General features: G+C 71.5%; 21 protein-coding genes. 18 read left to right on the top strand and 3 right to left on the bottom strand.

The features are described 5' to 3' along the window. Positions 1-49: 49 nt before the first annotated feature. From APR04_RS09515 to APR04_RS09505, 3 genes are all read right to left on the bottom strand, one after another. Positions 50-1525, bottom strand: a complete 1476-nt coding sequence (locus APR04_RS09515) for an AAA family ATPase (RefSeq protein WP_253869485.1) — start codon at positions 1523-1525, stop codon at positions 50-52. A 64-nt stretch (positions 1526-1589) separates the two neighbouring features. Continuing rightward, positions 1590-2855 (bottom strand): folylpolyglutamate synthase/dihydrofolate synthase family protein, encoded by a 1266-nt coding sequence (locus tag APR04_RS09510; RefSeq protein ID WP_253869484.1) that lies wholly within the window; start codon positions 2853-2855, stop codon positions 1590-1592. Continuing rightward, complete coding sequence (locus APR04_RS09505; RefSeq protein WP_253869483.1) at positions 2852-4774, bottom strand: hypothetical protein; 1923 nt, start codon at positions 4772-4774, stop codon at positions 2852-2854. Before APR04_RS09505 ends, APR04_RS09510 begins: the two co-directional genes overlap by 4 nt. A gap of 57 nt (positions 4775-4831) precedes the next feature. Here APR04_RS09505 and APR04_RS09500 point away from each other — a divergent pair, with 57 nt between their 5' ends. The 18 genes from APR04_RS09500 (at position 4832) to APR04_RS09415 (ending at position 25705) form a co-directional block, all read left to right on the top strand. Then, a complete protein-coding gene (locus APR04_RS09500; protein WP_253869482.1) occupies positions 4832-6175 on the top strand; it encodes a bifunctional folylpolyglutamate synthase/dihydrofolate synthase in 1344 nt (447 codons plus the stop codon). 187 nt (positions 6176-6362) lie between these two features. Further along, entirely contained in the window at positions 6363-7358 is a 996-nt protein-coding gene (dhaK, locus tag APR04_RS09495) for a dihydroxyacetone kinase subunit DhaK (RefSeq protein ID WP_253869481.1), read from the top strand. Positions 7359-7378: 20 nt separating this feature from the next. Beyond that, positions 7379-8062: a dihydroxyacetone kinase subunit DhaL gene (dhaL, locus tag APR04_RS09490; RefSeq protein WP_253869716.1), complete on the top strand. Its 684-nt coding sequence runs from the start codon at positions 7379-7381 to the stop codon at positions 8060-8062. Beyond that, positions 8059-8808 carry an HPr family phosphocarrier protein gene (locus APR04_RS09485; RefSeq protein ID WP_253869480.1) on the top strand — a complete coding sequence of 250 codons (750 nt, stop codon included), beginning with the start codon at positions 8059-8061 and terminating at the stop codon, positions 8806-8808. Before dhaL ends, APR04_RS09485 begins: the two co-directional genes overlap by 4 nt. Positions 8809-8866: 58 nt before the next feature. Then, positions 8867-9565 (top strand): TetR/AcrR family transcriptional regulator, encoded by a 699-nt coding sequence (locus APR04_RS09480; protein WP_253869479.1) that lies wholly within the window; start codon positions 8867-8869, stop codon positions 9563-9565. A 61-nt stretch (positions 9566-9626) separates the two neighbouring features. Continuing rightward, on the top strand, positions 9627-11228 hold the full coding sequence (locus APR04_RS09475) for an MDR family MFS transporter (protein WP_253869478.1): 1602 nt from the start codon (positions 9627-9629) through the stop codon (positions 11226-11228). Next, entirely contained in the window at positions 11225-11665 is a 441-nt protein-coding gene (locus APR04_RS09470; RefSeq protein WP_253869477.1) for a DUF4233 domain-containing protein, read from the top strand. The genes APR04_RS09475 and APR04_RS09470 overlap by 4 nt, the downstream gene beginning before the upstream one ends. A gap of 103 nt (positions 11666-11768) precedes the next feature. Beyond that, entirely contained in the window at positions 11769-12242 is a 474-nt protein-coding gene (ndk, locus tag APR04_RS09465; RefSeq protein WP_253869476.1) for a nucleoside-diphosphate kinase, read from the top strand. 124 nt (positions 12243-12366) lie between these two features. Beyond that, positions 12367-16197, top strand: coding sequence for a chromosome segregation protein SMC (smc, locus tag APR04_RS09460; RefSeq protein WP_253869475.1), 3831 nt, complete (start codon positions 12367-12369; stop codon positions 16195-16197). A 239-nt stretch (positions 16198-16436) separates the two neighbouring features. Continuing rightward, complete coding sequence (locus APR04_RS09455; RefSeq protein WP_253869474.1) at positions 16437-16958, top strand: hypothetical protein; 522 nt, start codon at positions 16437-16439, stop codon at positions 16956-16958. Between the two features lie 75 nt (positions 16959-17033). After that, complete coding sequence (gene ftsY, locus APR04_RS09450; protein ID WP_253869473.1) at positions 17034-18233, top strand: signal recognition particle-docking protein FtsY; 1200 nt, start codon at positions 17034-17036, stop codon at positions 18231-18233. 191 nt (positions 18234-18424) lie between these two features. Beyond that, complete coding sequence (locus APR04_RS09445) at positions 18425-19687, top strand: ammonium transporter (RefSeq protein WP_253869472.1); 1263 nt, start codon at positions 18425-18427, stop codon at positions 19685-19687. 43 nt (positions 19688-19730) lie between these two features. After that, positions 19731-20069 carry a P-II family nitrogen regulator gene (locus tag APR04_RS09440; RefSeq protein WP_253869471.1) on the top strand — a complete coding sequence of 113 codons (339 nt, stop codon included), beginning with the start codon at positions 19731-19733 and terminating at the stop codon, positions 20067-20069. A 21-nt stretch (positions 20070-20090) separates the two neighbouring features. Beyond that, the gene (locus APR04_RS09435) at positions 20091-21923 is read left to right on the top strand and encodes a [protein-PII] uridylyltransferase family protein (protein ID WP_253869470.1); all 1833 of its coding nucleotides are present in this window, start codon (positions 20091-20093) and stop codon (positions 21921-21923) included. 9 nt (positions 21924-21932) lie between these two features. Then, positions 21933-23570 (top strand): signal recognition particle protein, encoded by a 1638-nt coding sequence (gene ffh / locus APR04_RS09430; RefSeq protein WP_253869469.1) that lies wholly within the window; start codon positions 21933-21935, stop codon positions 23568-23570. A 126-nt stretch (positions 23571-23696) separates the two neighbouring features. Further along, on the top strand, positions 23697-24818 hold the full coding sequence (locus APR04_RS09425; protein ID WP_253869468.1) for an amidohydrolase family protein: 1122 nt from the start codon (positions 23697-23699) through the stop codon (positions 24816-24818). A 222-nt stretch (positions 24819-25040) separates the two neighbouring features. Then, positions 25041-25466 carry a 30S ribosomal protein S16 gene (gene rpsP, locus APR04_RS09420; RefSeq protein WP_253869467.1) on the top strand — a complete coding sequence of 142 codons (426 nt, stop codon included), beginning with the start codon at positions 25041-25043 and terminating at the stop codon, positions 25464-25466. After that, a complete protein-coding gene (locus tag APR04_RS09415) occupies positions 25466-25705 on the top strand; it encodes an RNA-binding protein (RefSeq protein ID WP_116674482.1) in 240 nt (79 codons plus the stop codon). The genes rpsP and APR04_RS09415 overlap by 1 nt, the downstream gene beginning before the upstream one ends. Positions 25706-25753 lie beyond the last annotated feature (48 nt).

Genomic DNA, 25753 nt, shown 5'->3' with positions numbered 1-25753 from the left:
ATTGCTGTGCGAGCCTCGGCTCGGACGGCAGTCTGTCGGCTGACGGTCTTCAGGTGTAGAGGTCTCCGGCGCTGATTAGCCGGATGGCGGGATCCTTCGCGGCCCGCTCACGCAACTCGTCAGTGAACCCGGCGGCGCTGATGCAAAGCAGTCGCGCGTCCGCCGCGCCGGACCGACCTTGAACGGCGAGCAGCTCCCGGATTCGTGCGAGCCGGTCGACGTGCCCGTGCCCCATCACATCTCCCCACTTCACCTCACCGAGGGCGAGAAGTGGGCGAGACCCGTCGTCGTCGAGGCCGAAGGCGACCACGTCGACCTCGTGGCTCGTACGGTGAGCGGGATCGTTGACTGTCCCGGAGCTGACACTGCTGGGCAGGTCGGACAACAAGTCCTCCGGGGCCATGTGCCGTAGCCAGTGGCGGGCGACACGTTCCAGGTGCGGGCCGAGGACGTTGCCGGTGAAGCGGCGCTGCGCCCCCCTCCAGAGCCGGGTGGCATCGCGCGTGTGCTCCAGGTCCGACCAGATCGGCCGCATGACCGCGTGGTGGAACGTGATGAGGGGTTCCGAGATTCGAAAGTTGGTCCGGTTGTCGCGGAAGCTGTCCGGCTCGCGGAGTACCAGCCCGCAGTCCTCGAGCACGGTCAGCGGATGGGCGAGGTCGCCGGCCTTGCGGCCCATGTACGACGCGATGTGGCCTCGGGTCGTGTTGCCTGAGGCGATCGCCGCGAGCATCGAGTGGTAGAGCGCGGTATCGCGCAGGTCCGGCTCGTCCGCGAGCAGGTATCTGGCCTCGCGGAACAGCGGACTCGTCGGTGAAAGCACTGTGCGCAGGACCCAGGGGTCGAAGTCGTCGGGGCCCTGTGGTGTGTCGTCGCGGACGAACTCACGTCGATAGGCGGGCGTGCCGCCCACGATCGCGTTGACCTTGAGAGCGGTGACCGGGTCGTCGATGCCCCAGAACTGAGCGGCGAGCTGGTGGTCGAGAGTTGGAACCACGAGTTCCAGCGCCGCGCGACCACGTAGCGGCGCTCCTCCACCCAGCAGTCGCCCCATGAACGACATGGCCGACCCGCACAACAGCAAGCGGGTGCGGCTCTGATCGCGTTCCGGGCGCAGCGGCGCGAGAGCATTCTGGATGACCGACGGCAACCGTGGGCTGGCACGGGCCAGGTACGGGAACTCGTCGAGGACCACGGGGACAGCTCGCTCCCGACCGAGGGCGAGCAGCGCGTCGATCACGGCGCCCCAGTCCGTGAAGTGCAGCGGTGCCGGCGCATCGAGGTGGCGAGCGAGCGCGGCCCCCAAGGCATTCAGGGACTCGGTGTCGGTTGCCTCTTCCGCCGCGAAGTAGAAACCGCCCGCTGCCTCGCACAGGGCCCGGAGCAGAAAGGTCTTTCCCTGACGTCGACGGCCGCTGACGATCCCCAGGGCGGCGCCAGGGCTCGAGTCCTGGGCGAACGCCGAGAGGGCGGACCACTCGCGGTCCCGGTCGAACATCTCGGCTGGGCGGTTCAGCTGTGCCATCGTCCCTCTTTCATAAGCGTAGTTATCATAACTGTACTTATGAAAGATCGCTCGCGGGGTGTCATCAGCCCGAGGACAGGCCGAACGCCCTCTCGGTTTCCGCGCCCAGGACATCCAGCGCGATCCCCACGTACGACTGGGTCCCGATGATCAGGCACCCGCCGTCGTCGCTGCGTGCTGACCCGACACCCAGTGCGAGCGCAGTCCGCGCGTCCAGCGCCTCGCTCCAGAGGGCCGCCGCCTTGGTGAACCTCAGGTAGTCGTCCGCTCGCGCCGGGATCACTCGCTGGAAGCCGCGCAGTTCGGCGAAGCACGCTTCGACGTCCTTGGTGTCGGGGAAGCTGGCCACCACGGTGTCCAGGCGGCCGTGCCACCGGCGGTACTCCGCCACCGTGGCCGCTACGCCTTCGGGCGAGATCGCTCCATCGACCATCACCGGTACGTCGCCCACTCGATGCCGGCTCAATCGGCCGGGCACTTGCACGGTCGCCAGCGCGGCGCTGGCCCGGTCGTCGTCGACCTGCCATCCGAGAGCCGAAGCCAGCGCTCGGCCCGCAGATTCCCCGGTCGCGGCGTTCAGCCGGGTGATCGGTGCCAGGCCGGCCGGAGCCCTCGTCGGCCGATCTGCCGTCACGGTCACCAGCTCTGCCCCGAACGTCGCGGCGGTCTCCTCGATGATCGCGGTCACCTCGGCGTCCTGCGGCACCGTGACGATCGTCCGGGTGGACGGTCGGACGACGCCGAGCAGGTCCCGCGCCACGTCGTCCAGCGTGGGGCCAAGCAGCTCGCCATGCTCGTAGAACACCTTCGTCACGGCAACCACGCGCGGTTCGAACAGGCTCACCTCGTCAGACCGTCCGCCGAGCCCTTCCTCCAGCACGAGGACATCGGACCCCCGAGCCGCTGCCCAGGCAGCACCAGCGATCGTGAATGCACCGGTGGGCGACAGGTACCCGCCGTCTGTCGGCGCGACGGATGCTCGGGCGCCGGCGAGGCGCTGTGCGACCTGCTCGTATTCCTCCTCCGAGATGGCCAGGCCGTCGAACCGCATCCGTTCGCGGTTCGTCCGTAGGCCGGGCGAGGTGACGAGCCCGACGTGCGCCGGGTGGCCGCTCCTGATGAGGGCCGCGGACAACGTCGCGGCCGTGTGCACAGCCGTGGTCCCCTTGCCCTTGGAGCCGACGACGACGAGGACCGGCGGCGTGCGGTCCCAGGTGCCCATGACCTGGCCCACGGCACGGGCACGCTCCAGGGACCGGCGGGCGCCGGGCTGCTTGGTGCTCCACTCCTCGAAGAAGGGCGCGTCTCCGGGAAGGTGCTGGGCAGTCACCCGCCTACCTTCTCACCGCCTCGGGCGGTCTCGGGACCATCGGGAGCGGATCGCTCGGACATCTGCTCCACCCAGTTCTGGTCCACGCGCGCGCGGCTGCGCGGGCGCGGTATGCGCAGCCGGGCCAGTGCGAACACCGACATCAGCACGGTGCCGAGACCCAGTGCGGGCCAGTGCGGGTCGGGCAGCGCCGCGCCGGCGAGAACGAGGCTGGCGAGCGGCACGACCAGGGAGTTGAGGTTCCGGACCAGGACCGGCCGCAGCTGACGCCGCACGGTGACCACCGTGGCTACCGGTGCGCCCAGCTCGGCGCGGAGGTGTGCTGACATGCGGACCACCACGTGCGGCGACATCCCCTCAGGCAGGTGCGGCCAGAGCCGGTTGACGCGCTGCACCCTCTTGATCGAGACGGGCGGTAGTCCGGTCGCCGGCGGGTCGTGGTCGGCGACGGCGAGTGCGGCGACCTCGCGGCCTCCCCACCGGACCAGCACCTGCTGACCGGATCCGATACCGATGCGGTCGAACACCGCCGGGTGCAGGGTGACGACAGGCGCCCCGTCGTCTCCGGCATGCGCCTGGACCACGCGGGCCGAGAACTCCGGTGCGCGGAAGAGCGAGCGCCAGAGGTGTTCCATCGCGTGGTCGACGGCTCCGCCGGCACGTTGAAACCGCGTGGCCGGTGTTCCGTGCCGAATCAGCTGGGGAGGAGCTGCGACGAGTGCGACGAGCGTGGTGTCCGCAGCGCCGTCCGACGCGATGAGGAGACGAAGCTGGTAGGCGAGCCGGACGCTTCCTGGCCGAACGTGGGTGCGAGCCACGGCCCTTACCCAGGCGGTGACACCATCCAGGACCAGAAGATAGGTGCCCGATGCCAGGTCCGCGGCGTTGACCTGGACCTCGTCGGCACCAGGCATGTCGTGGGCCAGTGCGGCCATGGTTCGCAGCGGTACGACCGGCGGCACTCGCACCGAGAGCGACGGGGCGTTGCCGACGGCTTCGCTCAGCCGCCGACCCACACCGATCTCTTCGGGGGAGAGGCCACGGGCGTCCTCGGGTATCCCCTCGGCGGCCGCGCTCCACGCCCAGGCGACGGTGGTCCGGTCGTCCACGACGACGGTGACGGGCACCGGACCGTTGATGCCGGACAGCACGTCCGGATGCACGACGGCGGTCGGGAGCCCGGCGGGGATCTTGACGGGCACCACCGTGAAGCCGGACGTTTGGGGAGTGCTGGGGGCGGCCGCGTGCTCGACCGCGGTGACCAGGGCGGAGACGAGCTGGGCGAGCGCGCCGGGCGTGCCGGTCGGCAGCCGCAGGTGGGCGCCGATCTCCACCTGGACCGCCGCGACACCGAGCGTCTGTGCGAAGGACGTCACGGTCGTCGGCCGCATCGCGTCGAACACCTCGTTGGTGGTGACACGCAAGTCGCTGTTGTCCAGGGCGGCGACGACACCGGACGGGACCGGACCGGAGCCGGTTCCCAGGTCGACGTCGGACGCCGCGCGGGTCCGCATGCCGTGCAGGTCGATGACGACCGACGGTCGCAACGCGGCCAGGCGCTCCTTGAACGGATGCTCCTCGTCGTAGTTCGCGTCACCAGGTGTCGTCGACGCCACCAGCACCGTGCAGCCAGTGAGCTCACCGAGCAGGACAGCGAGTCCGCCGGTCCCTCGGTCGGCAACCTTTGTGGTCCCGACGCGCTCGTGGTTGGTCGCGTGCGGGGCGGTGACCACGACGTCCGGCCGCGTGGTCCCGGCGATCTCGAGCAGCCCGTGTGTCGGCTCCGACACACTCGCGGGGATGGATCCGGGTAGTGGCGCCCCGCCGTCGTACCCGTTCTGGCTGAAGACCTGCTCGAAACGCTGCCAGCGGGCCACGAGGTCACCGGTCACGTCCGCCGTCTGCTGCTCGTCCGACACCTGCTGAGCCCCCGCACGAGATCGGCAACGTTGATCCAGGAACCTTATCCTCGTCATGTGGACGAAGCCTTTGAAGCAGTACGCCGCGAGATCGCGGCACGAGCCCCCGAATTCGACATCGACCCCACCATGGCCCGCGTCGAGCGTGTCCTGGACCTGCTCGGCGACCCGCACCGCGCCTACCGGACCGTCCACGTCACGGGGACCAACGGCAAGTCCTCCACCGCCCGCATGGTCGAGCGGCTGGTCCGCGAGCACGGCCTGCGCACCGGCCGGTTCACGTCCCCGCACCTGACGAGCGTCACCGAGCGCATCGCCGTCGACGGCGAGCCGCTCAGCCAGGAACGGTTCGTCGAGGTGTTCGAGGACGTCGCGCCCTACATCGGCGTCGCGGACCGCGAGTCGCAGGAGCAGGGCGGGCCACCCCTGAGCTTCTTCGAGGTGCTCACCGTCATGGCGTTCGCCGCCTTCGCGGACGCGCCCGTCGACGTCGCGATCATCGAGGTCGGCATGGGCGGCAGGTGGGACTCCACGAACGTGGTCGACGGCGAGGTCGCCGTCATCACCCCCATCGCGATGGACCACGAGCGCTGGCTCGGTTCCACCCTCGACGAGATCGCAGAAGAGAAGTCGGGGATCATCAAGGACGGCGCCGTCGCCGTGATCGCGGAGCAGCCGGACGCCGCCTTCGAGCCCATCCTCGCGCGGACCCAGAGCGTGGGCGCCCACCTGATCCGGGAGGGCGTCGACCTCGAGGTCGTGGACCGGCGGGTCGCCGTCGGCGGGCAGCTCATCGACCTGCGCACGCCCGCCGGCGTCTACACCGAGATCTTCCTCCCGCTGCACGGCGCCCACCAGGCACACAACGCGCTGCTGGCGCTCGCGGCCACCGAGGCCCTGATCAGCGGCGGGCGCGCGCTGGGCGCCGAGATCGTGGAGGCGGCGTTCGGCGACGTCGACGCGCCGGGACGCCTGGAGGTGGTGCGGACGAGCCCCACGATGGTGGTCGACGTCGCGCACAACCCGGCCGGTGCGGAAGCCGTGGTGGACGCGCTGGAGGAGTCGTTCAACCTGGAGCACGTCGTGGCTGTCGTGGCCGTCATGGCGGACAAGGACGCCGAAGGGCTCCTGTCCGTGCTCGAGCCGACCGTCGCGGAGGTCGTGGTGACCAGGAACTCCTCGGAGCGGTCGACGGACCCGGAGACGCTCGCCGTCGTGGCCCGCGAGGTCTTCGGTGAGGAGCGCGTGCACGTGGCCGGCCGTCTCGACGAGGCGCTGCAGCTCGCGGCGGACCTGGTCGAGGCCAACGACAAGCACGGCGGCGGCGTCGGCACCGGCGTGCTCGTCACCGGTTCTGTCGTCACGGTCGCGGACACCCGCATCCTGGTCGGCCGCGGCTGATCGCCAGCCTGGTTGTGGGCGCGATGGTTGCGGCCATCTGTCCGTTCTAGGCGAACCATCGCGCCCACAACCAAAAAGGGTGGGTGCTGTACTCTCGGCGACCTTCTGGTGTTACATGAACCTCAGGGGACTCGTGTGCGGGCCTGGCTCCGTCGCCGGGTCGAACAGCCCCGCGAGGAGGCCGGAAGTGAAGAAGCTGCTGAACGATCCCGCCGATGCCGTGGCAGACTCCCTGGCCGGCTTCGCGCTCGCCCATCCCGACCTGGTCCGGCTCAGCTCGACGCCGGTGTTCGTCTGCCGTGCCGGGGGTGCGGTGACGGGCAAGGTGGGTCTCGTCAGCGGTGGCGGTTCGGGGCACGAGCCGTTGCACGCGGGCTTCGTAGGCGACGGCATGCTCGACGCCGCCGTCCCGGGCGCCGTGTTCACCTCCCCGACGCCGGACCAGATCCTGCCCGCGATCCAGGCGGCCGACGGCGGCGCCGGCGTGCTGACGATCGTCAAGAACTACACGGGCGACGTGCTCAACTTCGAGACCGCCGTCGAGCTCGCCGTGGAGGAGGGCATCGAGGTCGCCTCGGTGCTCGTGAACGATGACGTCGCCGTCGAGGACTCGCTCTACACCGCCGGCCGGCGCGGGGTGGCCGGCACGGTCGCCGTCGAGAAGATCGCGGGCGCGGCCGCCTACCGTGGCACCGACCTCGCCGGGGTGGCCGCCGTCGCGGAGCGCGTCATCGCGAACGTGCGGTCCATGGGCGTCGCGCTCGCGGCACCGGTCGTGCCGCACGTGGGTGGGCCCAGCTTCGACCTGGGAGACGACGAGATCGAGGTGGGGATCGGGATCCACGGTGAGCCGGGCCGCCGTCGGGTGCCCGCTGCCGCCGCCGACGCGGTCACGGAGATGCTCGTGACGCCGGTCGCGGACGACCTGGACCTGGGCGGCGGCGAGCGAGTGTTGCTGTTCGTCAACGGTATGGGCGGCACTCCGCTGTCCGAGCTCTACGTGGTCTATGGTCGAGCGCGGCGCCTTCTCGAGGAGCGTGGCGTGACGGTTTCCCGTTCGCTGGTGGGCAACTACGTGACGTCCCTCGAGATGCAAGGGGCATCGGTCACCGTCCTCCGACTGGACGACGAGCTGGAGGCCCTCTGGGACGCGCCGGTGAACACTGCAGCACTCCGGTGGTGAAACAGGAAGGGCTGAAGGACATGGCGCTGGACGCGGACTGGGCGGAGCGATGGGTCCGCCGCACTGCGGAGGTGATCGCGGACGCGAAAGGCGAGCTGACCGAGCTCGACCGGCAGATCGGCGACGGCGACCACGGCGAGAACCTGGACAGGGGCTTCAAGGCGGTGGTGGCGCGGCTCGACGACGTGGCGGCCGAACCGGCGCCCCCCGGCGAGCGGACGGTCGGTGACGTCCTGAAGCTCGTGGCGACCACGCTGATGTCGACGGTGGGCGGTGCGGCCGGGCCGCTCTACGGCACGGCGTACCTGCGGGCGGCCAAGGTGTCCGGGCGCCCGCAGATCGACCCGCCCGCCGTCGTCGCCGTGCTGGAGGCAGCCCTCGAAGGCGTGGCCTCGCGCGGCAAGGCGACGGTGGGGGAGAAGACGATGGTCGACGCGTGGCACGCGGCCGTCGAGGCGGGCGAGGCCGCGGCCGGCGACGGGGGCTCCGAGGTGGACGTCCTGCGGGCGGCCGCAGAGGCCGCCGACACGGCGGCGACGGGCACCATCCCGCTGATCGCGACCAAGGGCCGCGCCTCCTACCTCGGTGAACGCAGTGCGGGTCACGAGGACCCGGGCGCACGGTCCACCGCGCTCGTCCTTGGCGCGGCGCTGGCCGCGGCCCTTTCGGGCCCGACGCCGGCCGACCCCCGCAGCGCAGCATGACGGCGCGCGTGGCTCTCGTCCTCGTCTCCCACTCCGTCGAGCTGGCGCGAGGGGTCGCGGAGCTCGCGGAGCAGATGGCGCCCGACGTCCTGATCCGCGGCGTGGGCGGCAGGCCCGACGGCGGGCTGGGCACCTCGCTCGACGCGGTACAGAAGGCGCTCGAGGAGGTGCTGACGACGCTGGCCGACAACACACCGGGCGACAGCCCCGGCGGCGGCGCGGACGGCAGCGGCGTCGTGGTGCTGGGAGACCTCGGGTCGTCCGTGCTCACGGTCGAGGCGGTGCTGGAGCTGGACGAGTCCCTGACCGAGCGCGTGGTGCTGGCGCGCGCGCCGTTCGTCGAGGGAGCCGTCGCCGCGGCGGTGACGGCGCACGGCGGCGCGGACCTTGGCACGGTGCTGGAGTCGGCGGCCTCGTCGATCCGGATGTTCGCGGCGATCGAGGCGACGCAGGCGCCCGAGGCGGGCGAGGCGACGTCGGGCGGGGAGCCGGAGGGCTCGCGCACCGTGACCGTCCGCAACCCGCTCGGCCTGCATGCGCGGCCCGCGGCGCTGGTGTCGCGCAAGGTGGCCGAGCTGGGCGCCACCGTGACGATCGACGGCGTGGACGCGTCCAGCGTGCTGCAGCTCATGGCCCTCGGCGCTACGCAGGGGCGTGAGCTGCGTGTCGAGGCGACGGGGGAGCGGGCGGCGGAAGCGGTGGCGACGGTCGTGGAGATGATCGACGGCGGCTTCGGCGAGGTGTGATCGCCGTCTCATCTTTTTGCAGTTGATGAATTTTTGCGTGCAGTGCAAGAATTAGCGCATGGTCCCCACCTCCTCGCGCGAGACGGCCGCGCCTGCCGACGCCGAGCCGCGCCCGGACCTGCGTGAGCTTGCCGCCGCGCTCGAGGGGACACCCGCCGAGCAGGGTCTGCGCGAGCGCAAGAAGCGCGCCCGGCGCGCGGCGCTGATCGACGCGGCGCAGCAGCTGGTCACGGCGCACGGCCTGGACGCGGTGACGGTCGAGATGATCAGCGCCGAGGCAGGGGTCTCGGCCCGCACCTTCTTCAACTACTTCGAGACCAAGGACGACGCGGTGCTCGGCGCGGAGGACGTCGGGCTGTCGGAGGAAGACATCCGCACGTTCGTCCGCGGCGGGCCGACGGGCCGGCTGCTGTCCGACCTGCAGTCCTTGGTCGCCTCCCTGCTCACGCCGCACGCGGAGACCCATGGCCAGACGGTGCGGGCGATGGATCTCCTGCAGCGAGAGCCGCGCCTGCTGCAGCGCCACGTGGTCTGGATGGACCGGCACGAGACTCAGCTCGTCGAGCTCTTCGAGGCCCGCCGGGCAGTCAAGCCGTTCAGCGCCGGCAACGAGCTGCTCACGATGCTCGTCCTGCTCCTGATCCGCACGACGTTCGTCGCCTGGGAGAACGCCGGGTACACCGGTGGACCGGCTGACCACCTGCCCGCCGCCGTCGCGCAGCTCGTCGACCTCGTCGCGGTCGACCTCGGTTCCTGACTCCCGCACCGCCTGCTCACCGATCTCTCCAGCTCGCCCTGCCCCCAGAAAGGCACCCTTCATGAGCCATGCCGTCACCGAGGCGCCGGACAAGCCGCTGGTGGTCCTCAACCAGCGCACGATCTGGCTGATCTTCGGGGCCCTGATGGCCTCGATGTTCCTGTCCTCGCTCGACCAGACCATCGTCGGTACCGCCATGCCCACCATCGTGGGCGAGCTGAACGGCGTGGAGCACCAGGGCTGGGTCATCACCGCCTACATCCTGGCGATCGCCATCGCGATGCCGCTGTACGGCAAGTTCGGTGACCTGTACGGGCGCCGCTGGCCCTTCCTCGTGGCGGTCGCCCTGTTCGTCATCGCGTCCGTCGGGGGCGGCATGGCCCAGTCGTTCGAGTCGCTCGTGGCCTGGCGCGCCGTGCAGGGCCTCGGCGGCGGCGGCCTGATGATCCTGTCGCAGGCGATCATCGCCGACATCATCCCGGCGTCCGACCGCGGTAAGTACATGGGCCCCATGGGCGCCCTGTTCGGCATCTCCGCGGTCGCCGGCCCGCTGCTCGGCGGCTGGCTCACCGACGGCCCCGGCTGGCGCTGGACGTTCTGGATCAACGTGCCGATCGGCATCGCCGCGTGGTTCATCGCCTACTTCGCGCTCAAGCTGCCCTCGCACCGCACCACCCGGCCCACCGACTGGGGCGGCATCCTGACGATGGCGCTGGGCACCACCGGCATCGTGCTGCTGACGAGCTGGGAGTCGCTCGGCAACGACGGCTACGACTGGTCCGACCCGATGCTCCTCGGCCTGCTGGTCGGTACCGCCGTCGTGGTCGGTCTGTTCGTGTTCATCGAGAACCGGGTGTCCGAGCCGCTCATCCCGCTGCGGCTGTTCAAGAACCGCACGTTCACCATCACCACGCTCATCGGCCTCGTGCTCGGCATGGGCATGTTCTCCGCTATGGCGATGCTGCCGACGTTCCTGCAGATGTCGGCCGGCGCGGGGGTCACGGAGTCCGGCCTGCTGATGCTCCCGATGATGGCCGGCGTGATGCTGACCTCCATCGTCTCGGGCTTCGCGATCTCCAAGACCGGCCGCTACAAGATGTACCCCGTCGTGGGGCTGGTCATCACGATCGCGGGCATGATCTGGCTGACCCGCCTCGAGGGCGGCATGTCCCTGTGGCTGTTCGGCGCGATGATCTTCGTGCTCGGCGCCGGGATGGGCCTCATCATGCAGACGATCGTGCTCGCGGTGCAGAACTCGGTGGACCCGCGAGAGCTGGGCACGGCGACGTCGTCGAACAACTTCTTCCGTGAGATCGGCGCGGCCGTCGGCACCGCGGCCTTCACCACGGTGTTCACCTCGCGCCTCTCGGACAACCTGGAGGGCGTCTTCGGCGGCCTCCCGGAGGGCGCAGTGCCCGCTGGTGGCAGCTCCGGCCTGACGCCGGCGATCGTTGACCAGCTCCCGGAGCCGCTGCGCAGCGGAGTGGTCGACGCGTTCGCGGACTCCCTCGCGCCGGCGTTCTGGTACCTCGTGCCGCTGGTCGCCGTCGGCCTCGTGCTCGCACTCTTCCTCAAGGAGATCAAGCTCTCGGGCGAGGCCGGGATGGTGGCGCGCGGCGAGGCGGTCATGGAGGGCAAGGAGACGGATATCCTGGACCGGTGAGCAAGGACCAACCCGCCCCCGGCGACCGCATCAAGCCCAAGAAGTCCGCGCTGGTGCAGTTCACGGCCACCACGCTGCTGCTAGAGGTGTTCCTCGTGCTGTTCGCGACCATGGCGGTGTGGGCACTGCGCGACTCCGAGTTCGGGCGCGGGCCGCTCCGCATCGAGTCGAGCGCAGTGATCTGGGTGCTGGGCTGTGTCCTCGCCCTGGTGCTCGTGATCCTGTCGCGGGCCCAGGGCTCGGCCGCCGGCCGGGCCGCCGGGTCGGTGGCGCAGATCCCGGTGCTCGCCATGGGCCTGCTGGTGCCGATGATGTACCTCGTCGGCGGCATCTTCGTGGTGCTGTGGATCTACGCCCTGCGGCTCGGCGCCCGCGTGGACCGGGAACGTGCGGAGTACGACGCCGCCCATCCGGAGACCGCCCCCAACGCACCGTGATCGAACGTGTCAGGCCCCCAGGTCACTCCGGTGGCCTGGGGGTCCGACACGTCCAGGGCGGGCCGCGTCATCGCCTCGGTGCTCGCCCCGCTAGGGTTGCTCCATGACCGACGTCGCAGAGAAGACCCTGCCCACGGAGGCCTCGACGCAGCCCGTGGCCGAGCGCACCCTCGTCCTCGTCAAGCCGGACGGCGTCCGCCGCGGCCTGTCCGGCGAGATATTGCGCCGCATCGAGACCAAGGGCTACACGCTGCGGGCGGTGGAGCTGAAGAACGCCACCACCGAGCAGCTTGCCGCCCACTACGCCGAGCATGAGGGCAAGCCGTTCTACGGGCCCCTGGTCGAGTTCATGATGTCGGGCCCGGTGCTGGCCGTCGTGGCCGAGGGCGAGGGCGTCATCCCCGGCTTCCGCTCGCTGGCAGGTGCCACGAACCCGACCGACGCGGCCCCCGGCACCATCCGGGGCGACCTGGGCCGGGACTGGGGCACCAAGGTGCAGCAGAACCTCGTCCACGGCTCCGACTCGCCGGAGTCGGCGGCGCGCGAGATCGCGCTCTGGTTCCCGACCCTGGGCTGACGGACCGACCCGGCGCCTACCCAGCGATTCGGCCCAGAACCCGGGGAGGTTCTGGGCCGAATCGCTGGGTAGGCGACATCTGACGTCCCGCGTTCATGTCGTGTTCAACGTTAGGGTCAGGACCGTGCACCTCAAGACGCTCACGCTCCGGGGATTCAAGTCCTTCGCGTCGGCGACCACCCTCGAGCTGGAGCCGGGCATCACCTGCGTGGTGGGCCCCAACGGCTCCGGCAAGTCCAACGTGGTCGACGCGCTCTCCTGGGTCATGGGCGAGCAGGGTGCGAAGTCGCTGCGCGGCGGCAAGATGGACGACGTCATCTTCGCCGGTACGACCGGCCGTGCGCCGCTCGGCCGCGCCGAGGTGGCCCTGACCATCGACAACACCGACGGCGCGCTGCCGATCGACTACACAGAGGTCACGATCTCCCGCACGCTGTTCCGCAGCGGCGGTTCCGAGTACGCGATCAACGGCAACAGCTGCCGCCTGCTGGACATCCAGGAGCTCCTGAGCGACTCGGGCATCGGCCGCGAGATGCACGTCGTGGTCGGGCAGGGCCAGCTCGACGCCGTGCTGCGCGCGACGCCGGAGGAGCGGCGCGGCTTCATCGAGGAGGCGGCGGGCGTCCTCAAGCACCGCAAGCGCAAGGAGAAGGCGCTCCGTAAGCTCGACGCGATGCAGGGCAACCTCGCGCGCCTGGGCGACCTGACCGCTGAGCTGCGCCGCCAGCTCGGTCCGCTCGGCCGCCAGGCAGAGGCGGCCCGCAAGGCCCAGACGGTGCAGCGGGACCTGCGCGACGCGAAGTCGCGCCTGCTCGCCGACGACCTCGCGCAGCTCACCGCACAGCTCGAGCAGGAGCGCGCGGACGAACGCTCCCTCAAGGAGCGCCAGGCCGAGACCGAGGCTGCGCTGACGGAGGCGCGCGGCATGCTGGCCCGCCTCGAGGCGGCGATGTCGGCCGAGTCCCAGCAGGTCAGCCAGGCCGGCGACACGGTATTCGCGCTGTCCCAGACGCGGGAGCGCCTGCGCAGCCTCCAGTCCCTGGCCGGCGAGCGCGCTCGGCTGCTGGGCACCGCCGAACCCGCCCACCAGGGGCAGGACCCGGACGACCTGGAGGCGCAGGCGGCCCGCGCCCGGGTGAGCGAGGAAGAGCTGGTCACCGAGGTCGAGATGGCCCACGAGGTCGTCGAGACCGCCGTCGACGCACGCGCCGCCGCCGAGGCAGCCGCTCAGGCCGCCGAGCGTTCGCACGCCGGCCTGCTGCGTGCCGCCGCAGACCGCCGCGAGGGTCTCGCCCGCCTGGCCGGCCAGGTCGCCGCACGCCGCAGCCGGGTCGAGGCCGCGCAGTCAGAGCTGGACCGGTTGCGCGACGCCCTGCTCGAGGCGGAGGAGCGGGTGGCTGGTACCTCGCGCGAGCTCGGGGCGCTCGAGTCAGAAGTCGGCGGGGGAGAGGACGGCGAGGAAGGGCTCGACGTCGCGCACGAGGCGGCCTCCGAGGTGCTCGAGCTGGCGAAGGCCGAGGTGCGGCACCTCCAGGAGCAGGTGACGACAGCGCAGCGGGACCGCGGCGCCGCGGCCGCCAAGGTCGAGGCACTGGAGCTGAGCCTTGACCGCAAGGACGGCGCGGGCACGCTCCTGGCCGCCAACCAGGCCGGGGTCCTTGGCTCGGTGGCCGCGCTGCTGGGCATCGAGGCCGGTTTCGAGGACGCGGTGGCCGCCGCGCTCGGCCCGGTGGCGGACGCCGTCGCCGTCGCGGGCGTCGACGAGGCCGTGGACGCGCTGCGGCTGCTCCGGGACGAGGACGCCGGCCGCGCCAGCCTGGTCGTCGGCTCGGACCGGACAGGCGCACACGACGTCGACCGCCCGGCCGTCGAGCTCCCCGCGGGAGCCCGGTGGGCCACCGAGGTGGTGCAGGTGGCCGGCCCGGCGTCGGCCGCGCTGCTGGCGATCCTGCGCGACGTCGTCGTGGTGGACGACCTGGCGCGGGCCCGTGCCCTCGTGCGCGACCAGCCGGTGGTCGCGGTGACCCGGGCCGGTGACCTGCTGGGTACCGCGCGCGCCTGGGGTGGCTCGGCGGCCGCGCCCAGCGTGCTGCACCTGCAGTCGGCGCTCGACCAGGCGAAGGCGGACCGCGACGACGCGGCGGCCCGGGAGACCGACGGTTCGGCGCACCTGGAGCGTGCGCGGGTCGAGCGCACGACAGCGCAGGAGCGGTACGACGAGACGCTCGCCCGGCTGGGAGAGGCCGACGCCGCGCGTGCCGCGGCCGCTGAGCAGCTCGGATCGCTCGGTGCGGCCGCGCGCGCCGCCCAGGCGGAGGCCGACCGGCACCGCGCCGCGCTGGAGCAGGCACAGGCGCGCCGCGAGGAGGACGAGATCGAGCTCGAGGCGCTCGTCGAGCGCCTGACGATGGCCGAGGAGGAGCCCTCCGACGGGGAGGGCTCGGTCGATGCGGTGCAGGCCGAACGGGACACGGCCGCTGCCGCCGCCACCGCGGCCCGGGCGCGGGAGACCGAGGCCCGGCTGGCCCTGCGGACCGCCGAGGAGCGGGCGCGCGCGGTGTCGGGCCGAGCCCAGTCGCTGGCGGCGGCCGCCGAGCAGGAACGCGCGGCCCGCGCCCGCGCCGCCGAGCGCGAAGAGCTGCGGCGCCGTGACGCGTCCCGCGCGACGCTGGTGCAGCAGGCGGTCGCGGTGGCGCTCGAGGCGATCGCGCGGTCGCTGGACCGGGCGGTGGCCGACAAGGCGGCGGCCGAGGAGGCTCGGGCGGCGGGCTCGGAACAGCTGGTCGCGGTGCGGGGGAGCGTGGAGTCGCTGACGGGCCAGCTGCGGGAGCTCACCGACGTCGCACACCGGGACGAGGTCGCTCGCGCACAGCAGGTGCTGCGCCTGGAGCAGCTCCAGACGCGCGCGTCCGAGGAGCTGGGCATGGACCCGGACGTGCTCATGGAGGAGTTCGGCCCGCACCGGACGGTTCCGGTCTACGAGGGCGAAGCGGCTGTCCGTGGGCGCCGGCGCCGGGCCGTCGTGGAGCGCGACGACGAGGGCAACCCGATCCGGTACGAGGGTGATCCCCCACTGCCCCGCGGCGCGGCGGCGCGGGAGGACGCGCTCATCGCGCGCACGCGCGCCCTGCACGAGGCGGGCCTGCGGCCGGACGACCCCGCGGCCACCGCGGTCGTCGTAGCGGCCGCAGGGGCCGAGCCGGAGGAAGGCCCCGCCGATGGCGAGACCGTCGCGAGCGAGGAGAAGGCCCCCGGCGAGCCGAAGCCGGACCGGATGGTCCCGTACGTCCGTGAGGAGCAGGAGGCCAGGCTGGCGAAGGCCGAGCGAGCGCTGTCGCGGATCGGCGCCGTGAACCCGCTGGCCCTGGAGGAGTTCGCGGCCCTGGAGGAGCGGCACCAGTTCCTGGTGGACCAGCTCGCGGACCTGAAGAAGTCGCGCGAGGACCTGCTGCAGATCGTCGACGACATCGACGAGCGGGTGCAGCAGGTGTTCGCGGAAGCGTTCCAGGACACTGCCGCGAAGTTCCTGGAGATCTTCCCGCGGCTGTTCCCCGGCGGCGAGGGCAAGCTGACGCTCACCGAACCGGAGAACCTGCTCACGACCGGCATCGAGGTCGAGGCGCGTCCCGCAGGCAAGAAGGTCAAGCGGCTGTCGCTGCTCTCGGGTGGCGAGCGCTCGCTCGCCGCGGTGGCGTTCCTCGTCGCGATCTTCAAGGCCCGGCCCAGCCCGTTCTACATCATGGACGAGGTCGAGGCGGCGCTCGACGACGTCAACCTCGGTCGCCTCATCGAGATCTTCAAGGAGCTGCAGAAGGACAGCCAGCTCATCGTGATCACGCACCAGAAGCGCACGATGGAGGTCGCGGACGCCCTCTACGGCGTGACGATGCGGGGCGACGGGGTCACGACGCTGATCAGCCAGCGCATGGGGGACCGGGAGACGGTCACCGCCTGAGCCGGAGGTGCAGCGCAGGGTGCGGGCCGAGGGACGAGGCACGCGCCTGGAGCGGAACCGCAGGCTCGGGCGGTGACAACAGAGTTTGAGCCGGAGGTGCAGCGCAGGGTGCGGGCCGGGGGCGCGGAACAGCAATTTTCTGGGTGTGAGGAATTTCTCCCACCTCCCACGTGCGTGTTGCCCGGCGTGTCGCGGCCCCCTGCACGGCAGGAGCGGACAAGAGGCGACACAATAGATCCATGTGGTGGTCGGTCATCCTGCTCGTTGTGTGCCTGGTCCTGGCGGTCGGCGTCTTCCTCGTCGCCAGCCAGATGGACGCGCCTTCGAACAAGACCGAGCAGCTCTCGCTCCGCCAGCGCTTCTGGTTCGGTGTCGCACATCTTCGCGGTGACACCAAGCGGCGCAAGGACGGCCGCCGCCTCGGGGCCTCCGCCGTCGCGACGCACGCGGTAGGTGCTCCGTCCGTGTGGGTCGGCAAGCCGCCGGTGGTCAAGCCGGACACCTCGCCCGTGGACATGGGTATGTCCGAGTTCTTCGCGGCGACCATCGAGTCCAAGCCGGGCTATGTCGACGCCGAAGAGCTGACCGACGTGCTGAACCGAGCGCGGGACCAGGCACAGAAGACCCTGCACGTGCCGCTCGGTACGGTGCCGCTCAGGCCGGCCAACCTGGTGCCAGGGCAGCTCAGGGCCGTGCGGCCGGTGCAGAACGTCCCGCAGGATCCCACCGTCGGGGAAGGCACGGCCCAGGCCGCAGGCTAGGTGTCCTGACCGGGCCGGGCCGGCGCCGCGCCGGAGTGCCCGCACCGTCGTCCGCGGGATGAAAGAATCTGGGGCGTGAACGAGCTTCCCTGGATCGAGATCATCGCTGCCCTCATCGTCATCACGGGGGGAGGCGGTATCGCTGGCTGGGTTGCCACCAAGCGCCGGAAGCGCACCCACGACCAGGGTGGCGGTCAGGCGACCCTCGAGCGGGAGCGAGAGGCGACGGCCGAGCCAGACACCGCTGTCGAGCCCGACACGACCGTCGAACCTGACACGTCGGTCGAGCCCGTGGAGGCTCCGACGAAGCCCGCCCGCTCCGTCGTCGAGACGCCCGCACCCACCGCGGGCCGCCTGGTACGGCTCCGCGACCGCCTCGCGCGCTCGGGCTCGCCGCTCGGCGCCCGGCTGCTGTCCGTCCTGTCCCGCGACTCCCTCACGGAGGACGACTGGGACGAGATCGAGGAGGAGCTGCTCCTCGCGGACGTGGGCGCAGGCCCCACCACAGAGCTGCTGGAGGCGCTGCGCACCAAGGTTCGCGTGCTGGGCGTGCGCGAGCCCGCCGCGGTGCGCGACCTGCTGCGCTCCGAGCTCGTCGCGCTCCTCGACCCGGCGCTCGACCGCACGCTGCGGACCGAGCCGACCACCGCGGAGGACGGCACGCACCTGCCCGCCGTGACGCTCGTCGTGGGCGTGAACGGAACGGGCAAGACGACGACGGTCGGCAAGCTCGCCCGCGTGCTGGTGGCGGACGGCCGCAGCGTCGTGCTCGGCGCCGCCGACACGTTCCGGGCGGCCGCCGCCGACCAGCTCACCACGTGGGGCAACCGCGTGGGCGTGCCGACGGTGCGCTCCGACCGGGAGGGCGCCGACCCGGCGTCGGTCGCGTTCGAGGCGGTCGCGCGCGGGCGCGACGAGAAGATCGACGTCGTGCTGGTCGACACCGCTGGACGTCTGCAGAACAAGGCAGGCCTCATGGACGAGCTGGGCAAGATCGTGCGGGTCTCCAGCAAGGTCGCCGCGCCGAGCGAGGTGCTGCTCGTGCTGGACGCGACCACCGGCCAGAACGGCCTCTCGCAGGCCCGTGTCTTCGCGGAGGTCGCCGGCGTCACGGGCATCGTGCTCACCAAGCTGGACGGGACCGCCAAGGGCGGGATCGTCGTGCAGGTGCAGCGCGAGCTCGGCGTCCCGGTCAAGCTCATCGGCCTGGGTGAGGGCCCGGACGACCTGGCGCCGTTCGACGTCGACGAGTTCGTGGACGGCATCCTCGGCTGAGCCGGAGCGGAGTCGCAGGCTCAGCCGACACAGGTAGAGCGTGAGCCTGCCACCCCGGGTATGAAACGAGACGTTTACCCTCCTCCGGCCTGCTTCACGCGCCCGTAACTCCAAGGTGTGTCCGGTGAAACGGTCCTTCGCGACTGTGTTGCGAGCCCAGCCCTCCGAGCTGGCCAAGAGAGGATCGTCATATGGAACTGGACACCGGAGCCACAGCGTGGATGCTGATGTCAGCGTCCCTCGTGCTCCTGATGACTCCCGGCCTTGCCCTGTTCTACGGCGGGATGGTCCGGGGCAAGTCCGTGCTGAACATGATGATGATGTCGTTCGGGGCCATCGCCGTGACCGGTGTCGTCTACGTTCTGTGGGGCTGGTCGATGTCGTACGGGGCCGACGTTGCGGGCATCTTCGGCAACCCGTTCGACCAGTTCGGTCTCTCCGGTGCGATCTACGACGACGCCGGTGAGTTCATCATCGACGACTTCGGCGTACCCGCCATCGTCGGTATCGGGTTCCAGGCGACGTTCGCCATCATCACCGTCGCCCTCATCTCCGGCGCGATCGCGGACCGCGTGAAGTTCGGCTCGTGGCTCGTGTTCGTCGGGCTGTGGGTCACGGTCGCGTACTTCCCGATGGCGCACATGGTGTGGGGCGGCGGCCTGCTCTCGCCCGACGGACCGTTCGCGAGCATCGCGACGCCGATCGACTTCGCCGGCGGCACGGTCGTCCACATCAACGCGGGTGCGGCCGCCCTCGTGCTCGCACTCGTCATCGGCAAGCGGAAGGGCTTCGGGTCGGAGCCCATGCGCCCCCACAACCTGCCGCTCGTCATGCTGGGCGCCGCGCTCCTGTGGTTCGGCTGGTTCGGGTTCAACGGCGGTTCGGCCTTCACCGCTGACGGGACCGCCGGCCTCGCCTGGGTCAACACCACCGCTGCGACCTGTGCCGCCATCCTCGGCTGGCTGGTCGTCGAGAAGCTGCGTGACGGCTCCGCCACCTCGCTCGGTGCCGCGTCCGGCGTGGTCGCAGGCCTCGTCGCCATCACGCCTGCCGCCGGTGCGCTCAGCCCGGTCGGCTCCGTCGTCGTCGGCGCGATAGCCGGCGCCCTGTGCGCCTTCGCGGTCAGCCTCAAGTACCGGTTCGGGTTCGACGACTCGCTCGACGTCGTGGGCGTGCACCTCGTCGCTGGCCTCTGGGGCACGGTCGCCATCGGCTTCTTCGCCACGGAGAGCGGCCTGTTCTACGGTGGCGGTGCCAGCCAGCTCGCCGTCCAGGTGATCATCGCCGTGATCGCCGTCCTCTTCTCGGGTGTCGTCACGCTGGTCCTGGCCCTCGCGATCAGGCCGTTGGGCTGGCGTGTGTCGGAGGAGGCGGAGGTCAGCGGCATCGACCTCGCGGTCCACGGCGAGACGGCCTACGAGAACTCGGGTTCCACCATCACCGAGGCGCGCTGACCGTGATCACGGTGCAGCGTCCGACTGCTAGGGAGGTACGCGCATGAAGCTCGTCACGGGGATCGTCCAGCCCCATCGGCTCGACGACGTCAAGACGGCGCTGGAGAGTGCCGGTGTCCGCGGGATGACGGTGAGCGAGGCCAGCGGCTACGGCCGGCAGAAGGGGCACACGGAGGTCTACCGCGGTGCCGAGTACACCGTCGACCTCGTGCCGAAGGTCCGCGTGGAGGTGCTGGTGGCCGACGCGGACGTCACGGCCGTGACCGACGCGATGGTCGGCGCCGCGCAGACCGGCAAGATCGGCGACGGCAAGGTCTGGGTCGTGTCGGTCGACGACGTGGCCCGCGTGCGCACCGGCGAGCACGGCGACGCCGCCCTCTGACCGGGGAGCGGTCGACGACGCATGACACGTGACCCGGTGTCCGAGGAGGCCAGGGAGCAGGCGCAGGCTCCACCCCCCGCTGACGGGGTGCGGGGCCTGCGCGAACAGCTCCTCACCATCGCGGCAGACCTCACCGGACCGGGCCGATCAGGCCAGGCCCGGCGGTCCGCCGTCGGGCAGCGGGTCACGGACCGCCTCGGTGCGCTGTTCGCGGAGGCGACGAGGGACGTGGTGCCGACGGGCATCGCGCTCGCGGCGGTCGGGAGCCTCGGCCGTGACGAGCTCGGGCCCCTGAGCGACCTGGACCTCGTGCTCGTGCACGACGGCCGCTCGCACAGCTCCGAGGACCTGCAACGCGTGGCCGAGCGCCTCTGGTACCCGCTGTGGGACTCCGGCGTGGACCTCGACCACGCGGTGCGGTCCCTGAGCCAGTGTCGCCAGGTGGCGGCCAGCGACCTGCCCGCGGTGATCGGCTGGCTCAGCGTGCGCGCCGTCGCGGGCGACGCCGCCCTCGTGCACCGGGCGGCCTCGGTCGTGCTGAAGGACTGGCGCTCCGCGGCCCGACGCCGGCTGCCCGAGCTCATCACCTCCACGCGGGAGCGCGCGCAGCGCGCTGGCGAGCTCGCCTACCTCATCGAGCCGGACCTCAAGGAGGCGCGCGGCGGCATCAGGGACGCGGTCCTCCTGTCCGCGCTGGCCGCGACCTGGCTCACGGACCGGCCGCACGGTGCGGTGGACGCCGCGGCCACGCACCTGCTCGACGTGCGCGACGCCCTGCAGGTGGTCACCCGGCGGCGCACCAGCCGCCTGCTCCTCGCGGACCTCGAGGAGGTCGCCGAGCACACGGGCTACGACGACGGCGACGACCTCCTGGCCGGCCTCGCGGAGTCGGGCCGGAGCATCTCGTACGCGCTCGACCTGACGATCCGGCGGGCCCGGCAGGCCCTGACCCGCCCGGTCGGCGTCGGCAAGCCGCTGATGGTGCGTGGCCGTCGCACGCCGCCCCGGCTGCGGGTCGTTGGTGACGGCCTGGTGGAGCACGACGGCGAGCTGGTGCTCGCCGTCGGGGCACGGCCGGCGACGGACCCGCTCCTGCCCCTGCGGGCCGCCGCGACGGCGGCCCGGACCGGGCTCGTGCTGTCGCCCGTGACGATCGGGAGCCTCGAGCAGTGCCCGCCCCTGCCCGAGCCGTGGCCGCCGCCCGCGCGCAAGAGCCTGCTGTCGCTGCTCGCGGCGGGGCAGGCCCAGATTCCGGTGTGGGAGGTGCTCGACCTCGCGGGGGTCGTCACCACCTGGATCCCGGAGTGGGGCGACATCCGTAACCGGCCGCAGCGTGCAGCGATCCACCGGCACACCGTGGACCGGCACCTCGTGGAGACGGCGGCCGAGGCCGCCCGGCTGCGTCGAGGGCTGCCCGGCCCCGTGCCGGGATCGGGGCGCGCGGCCGCTGGCGACCTGCTGCTGCTGTCCGCGCTGCTGCACGACATCGGCAAGGTCCGCGACGCCCCCGACCACTCGGTGGAGGGAGCGCTCCGGGTACCGCGCATCCTGGGCCGCGCGGGCTTCGCACGCCCGGTGGTCGACGACGTCACGCGCCTCGTGCGGCACCACCTCACCCTGGCGGACCTGGCCGTCAGAGCCGATCCTGACGACCCTGCCACGGTCGCGGAGCTGCTGGACGCGGTGGACCACCGGAGCGACCTGCTCCAGGTGCTGCGGGCCCTGACGGAGGCGGACACCACGTCGCTCGGGCCGAAGTCGTGGACCGACTGGCGCGCGCAGCTCGTGAACGGGCTGACGGAGCGGGCGCTCGCGCAGCTCGTCGATGAACGAGACGGGAGCGGACTGGATTAGGCTGTGTCCGTGTTCAATTCCCTGTCCGACCGGCTTACCTCGACGTTCAAGAACCTGCGTACGCGGGGCCGTCTCTCCGAGGCGGACATCGACGCGACCGTGCGGGAGATCCGCCGCGCCCTCCTCGACGCCGACGTCGCGGTACCAGTGGTGCGCGAGTTCACCGGTGCGGTGCGCGAGCGCGCGCTGTCGTCCGAGGTGTCCGGTGCCCTGAACCCGGCCCAGCAGGTCGTCAAGATCGTCAACGAGGAGCTCGTCGACATCCTCGGCGGGGCGACACGCCCGCTGACGCTGGCCAAGACGCCGCCCACCGTCATCATGCTCGCGGGCCTGCAGGGTGCTGGTAAGACCACCCTCGCGGGCAAGCTCGCGCACGTGCTGAAGGGGCAGGGTCACACGCCGGTGCTGGTCGCCGCCGACCTGCAGCGCCCCAACGCGGTGACCCAGCTCTCCGTGGTCGCCGAGCGTGCCGGCGTCCCGGTGTTCGCGCCGCACCCTGGCAACACGAGCGAGGCCGACGACCCAGCGGCCGACGCACTCCTGATCGGCGACCCGGTCGCCGTCGCACGGGACGGCGTCGCCTACGCGAAGGAACGCCAGCACGACGTCGTGATCGTGGACACCGCCGGCCGCCTCGGCATCGACGAGGTGCTGATGCAGCAGGCCTCGGACATCCGCGCGGCGGTGAACCCGGACGAGGTCCTGTTCGTCATCGACGCGATGATCGGCCAGGACGCGGTGAACACCGCCAAGGCCTTCGCCGACGGCGTCGACTTCACCGGTGTGGTGCTCTCGAAGCTGGACGGTGACGCCCGCGGTGGCGCCGCGCTGTCGGTCGCCAAGGTGACCGGCCGGCCCATCATGTTCGCGTCCACGGGCGAGAAGCTGACCGACTTCGAGGTCTTCCACCCCGACCGCATGGCGAGCCGCATCCTCGACATGGGTGACGTCCTCACCCTGATCGAGCAGGCCGAGAAGGCGTTCGACGCCGGCGAGGCCGAGAAGATGGCGGCCAAGGTCGCCAGCGGCGAGGACTTCACGCTCGCGGACTTCCTGGTGCAGATGCAGCAGCTGAAGAACATGGGCTCGATGAAGAAGATGCTCGGCATGCTGCCGGGCATGGCCCAGATGCGCGACCAGCTGGACCAGTTCGACGAGCGCGAGGTGGGTCGCATCGAGGCGATCATCCACTCGATGACGCCGGCCGAGCGGGACAGCCCCAAGATCATCAACGGCTCGCGCCGCGCCCGGATCGCCAAGGGCTCCGGCACGACGACGACTGCCATCAACCAGCTCCTGGAGCGGTTCGACAACGCCCAGAAGATGATGCGGCAGATGTCCAAGGGCGGCGGCATGGGGCCCGGCGGGATGCCCGCGATGCCCGGCGGCCCCGGTATGGGCATGGGCAAGAAGTCCCGTGGCAAGACGGCGCCGCCGAAGAAGAGCAAGAAGGGCAAGTCCGGGAACCCGGCCAAGCGCGCACAGCAGGAGCAGGAGGCCATGCAGCGTGCGCTCGGCGGCGGTCCCGCCAGCACGCCGTCGGCGCCGTCGGGTTCGTCCTTCGGCATCGCCGCCAAGAAGGACGAGTCCCCCGACCTGAGCACCATCGAGCTGCCGCCGGGCCTGGAGAAGTTCCTGGGCAGGTGACGGCGGCCGGTGACGGCGGCCGGTGGTTCCGGCAGGTGGTTGCGGGCCCCGCGCGTGCGGTAGGCCGCCGGCCGTGCGGGAGCAGGGCGTGTCCACAGTGTGAATCGGGGAGAACGAAGGAGCCGGATGTCTGCGCTGGAAGGTCCTACCGCGGCGATCCGCGGACGCATCCTGCTGGGTGACGACCGCGAGGCCGAGGAGATCTGGGTCCGCGGGGGCCGGATCAGCCTGACCCGCCCGTCGGCGCAGGGCACGAACATGCGGGTGCTGGAGGGCTGGGCGGTGCCTGGCCTGGTCGACGTGCACTGCCACATCGGGCTCGCCGCCGACGGTGCCGTGCCCGTTGAAGAGGCCGAGAAGCAGGCGGTGGCCGACCGCGACTCCGGGGTGCTGCTGATCCGCGACGCGGGCTCGCCCCTGGACACCGCGTGGGTGCACGACCGTGGCGACCTGCCGCACCTGCTGCGGTCCGGGATGCACCTGGCGCTACCCAAGCGGTACCTGCGTAGCTACGGGCTCGAGCTCGAGTCTCCGGAGCTGCTCCCCGACGCCGTGCGGACGCAGGCCCGCCGTGGCGACGGCTGGGTCAAGCTCGTGGGCGACTGGATCGACCGCACGCTGGGGGCCGACGGCGACCTCCGCCCCCTGTGGCCCGAGGGCCTGCTCGCTGAGGCGGTCGCGGTGGCGCACGCCGAGGCGGCGCGGGTGACGGTGCACGCCTTCGCCACCGAGACCATCGACGGGCTGCTGGCCGCCGGTGTCGACTGCATCGAGCACGGCACCGGCATGACCGCCGAGCACATGGCGGTGGCAGCGGAGCGGGGGATCGCCGTCACCCCCACCCTGCTGCAGGTCGGGCAGTTCGAGAGCATCGCGGCGCAGGCCGACGGCAAGTACCCCGTGTACGCGGAGCGGATGCGCGCCATGTACGCGAACCGGTACCAGCAGGTGCGGGACCTGCACGCGGCAGGCGTGCAGCTCCTGGTCGGCACGGACGCCGGCGGGACCATCTCGCACGGCCGGATCGCCGACGAGTGCGCCGAGCTCGTCGCCGCGGGCCTCCCGGCGGCGGAGGTCGTGGCGATGGCGTCGTGGCGCGCCCGTGACTACCTGGGCTTCGGAGCTGTCGTCGAGGGGTCCAGCGCCGACCTCGTGGTGTACCCGGCCGACCCGCGCGAGGACATCGAGGTGCTGCGCCACCCCACGGCGGTGGTGCTGCGCGGCACGGTCTACCCGGTCAACCCCTGACGTGTCAGACGCGCAGGTCACTCGGATGACCTGTGGTTCTGACCTCTCGAAGGTGTGACGCACACGCGGTTGGTGGGCACTCCCGCCGTCTGGCACAATATGCAGGTACTCGGCGTGCCCGGGCCCCTCTCACCCGGCCAGGCTGCGTCTCGGTCCCACACACTGCTTCACCCCACGTCGCGGTGCTCGGACCATCCCATAGAAACCAGGAGAGACCACTTCGTGGCTGTCAAGATTCGTCTCAAGCGCCTCGGCAAGATCCGGGCCCCGTACTACCGTGTCGTCATCGCCGACTCGCGCACCAAGCGCGACGGTCGCGTGATCGAGGAGATCGGCAAGTACCACCCGACCGAGGAGCCGTCGCTCATCGACATCAAGTCGGAGCGCGCACAGTACTGGCTCGGCGTCGGCGCACAGCCGACCGAGCAGGTTGCCGCACTGCTCAAGGTGACCGGTGACTGGCAGAAGTTCAAGGGCCTCCCGGGTGCCGAGGGCACCCTGCGGGTCAAGGGCGAGAAGGGCGATGCCGCCGCCGCGATCGAGGCCGTCAACGCCGATGCCGAGAAGGCCAAGGCCAAGGCTGCCGAGAAGGCTGCTGCTGCCGCCGCCGAGGCTCCGGCTGCGCCGGCCGAGGGCGACGAGGCCTGATGCTCTCGGAGGCCCTCGAGCACCTGGTGCGCGGCATCGTGGACAACCCGGAAGACGTTCGCGTCTCCGCGAAGACGCTGCGCCGTGGTGACCTGCTCGAGGTCCGCGTGCACCCCGACGACCTCGGCCGAGTCATCGGCCGGGGCGGTCGCACGGCGCGCGCACTGCGCACCGTGATCGGTGCGCTTGCCGCAGAGGGTCCGGTGCGGGTCGACGTCGTGGACGTCGACCGGCGCTGACCGTTCGCCAGCTCTGCACGACGACGAGGCCCGGTCCGAACGCGGACC

It is taken from the genome of Promicromonospora umidemergens (genome assembly GCF_024171995.1).
GTDB classification, from domain to species: domain Bacteria; phylum Actinomycetota; class Actinomycetes; order Actinomycetales; family Cellulomonadaceae; genus Promicromonospora; species Promicromonospora umidemergens.
Note: the sequence above shows the minus strand (reverse complement) of the source record. Positions and strands in the feature narration are given on the sequence as shown.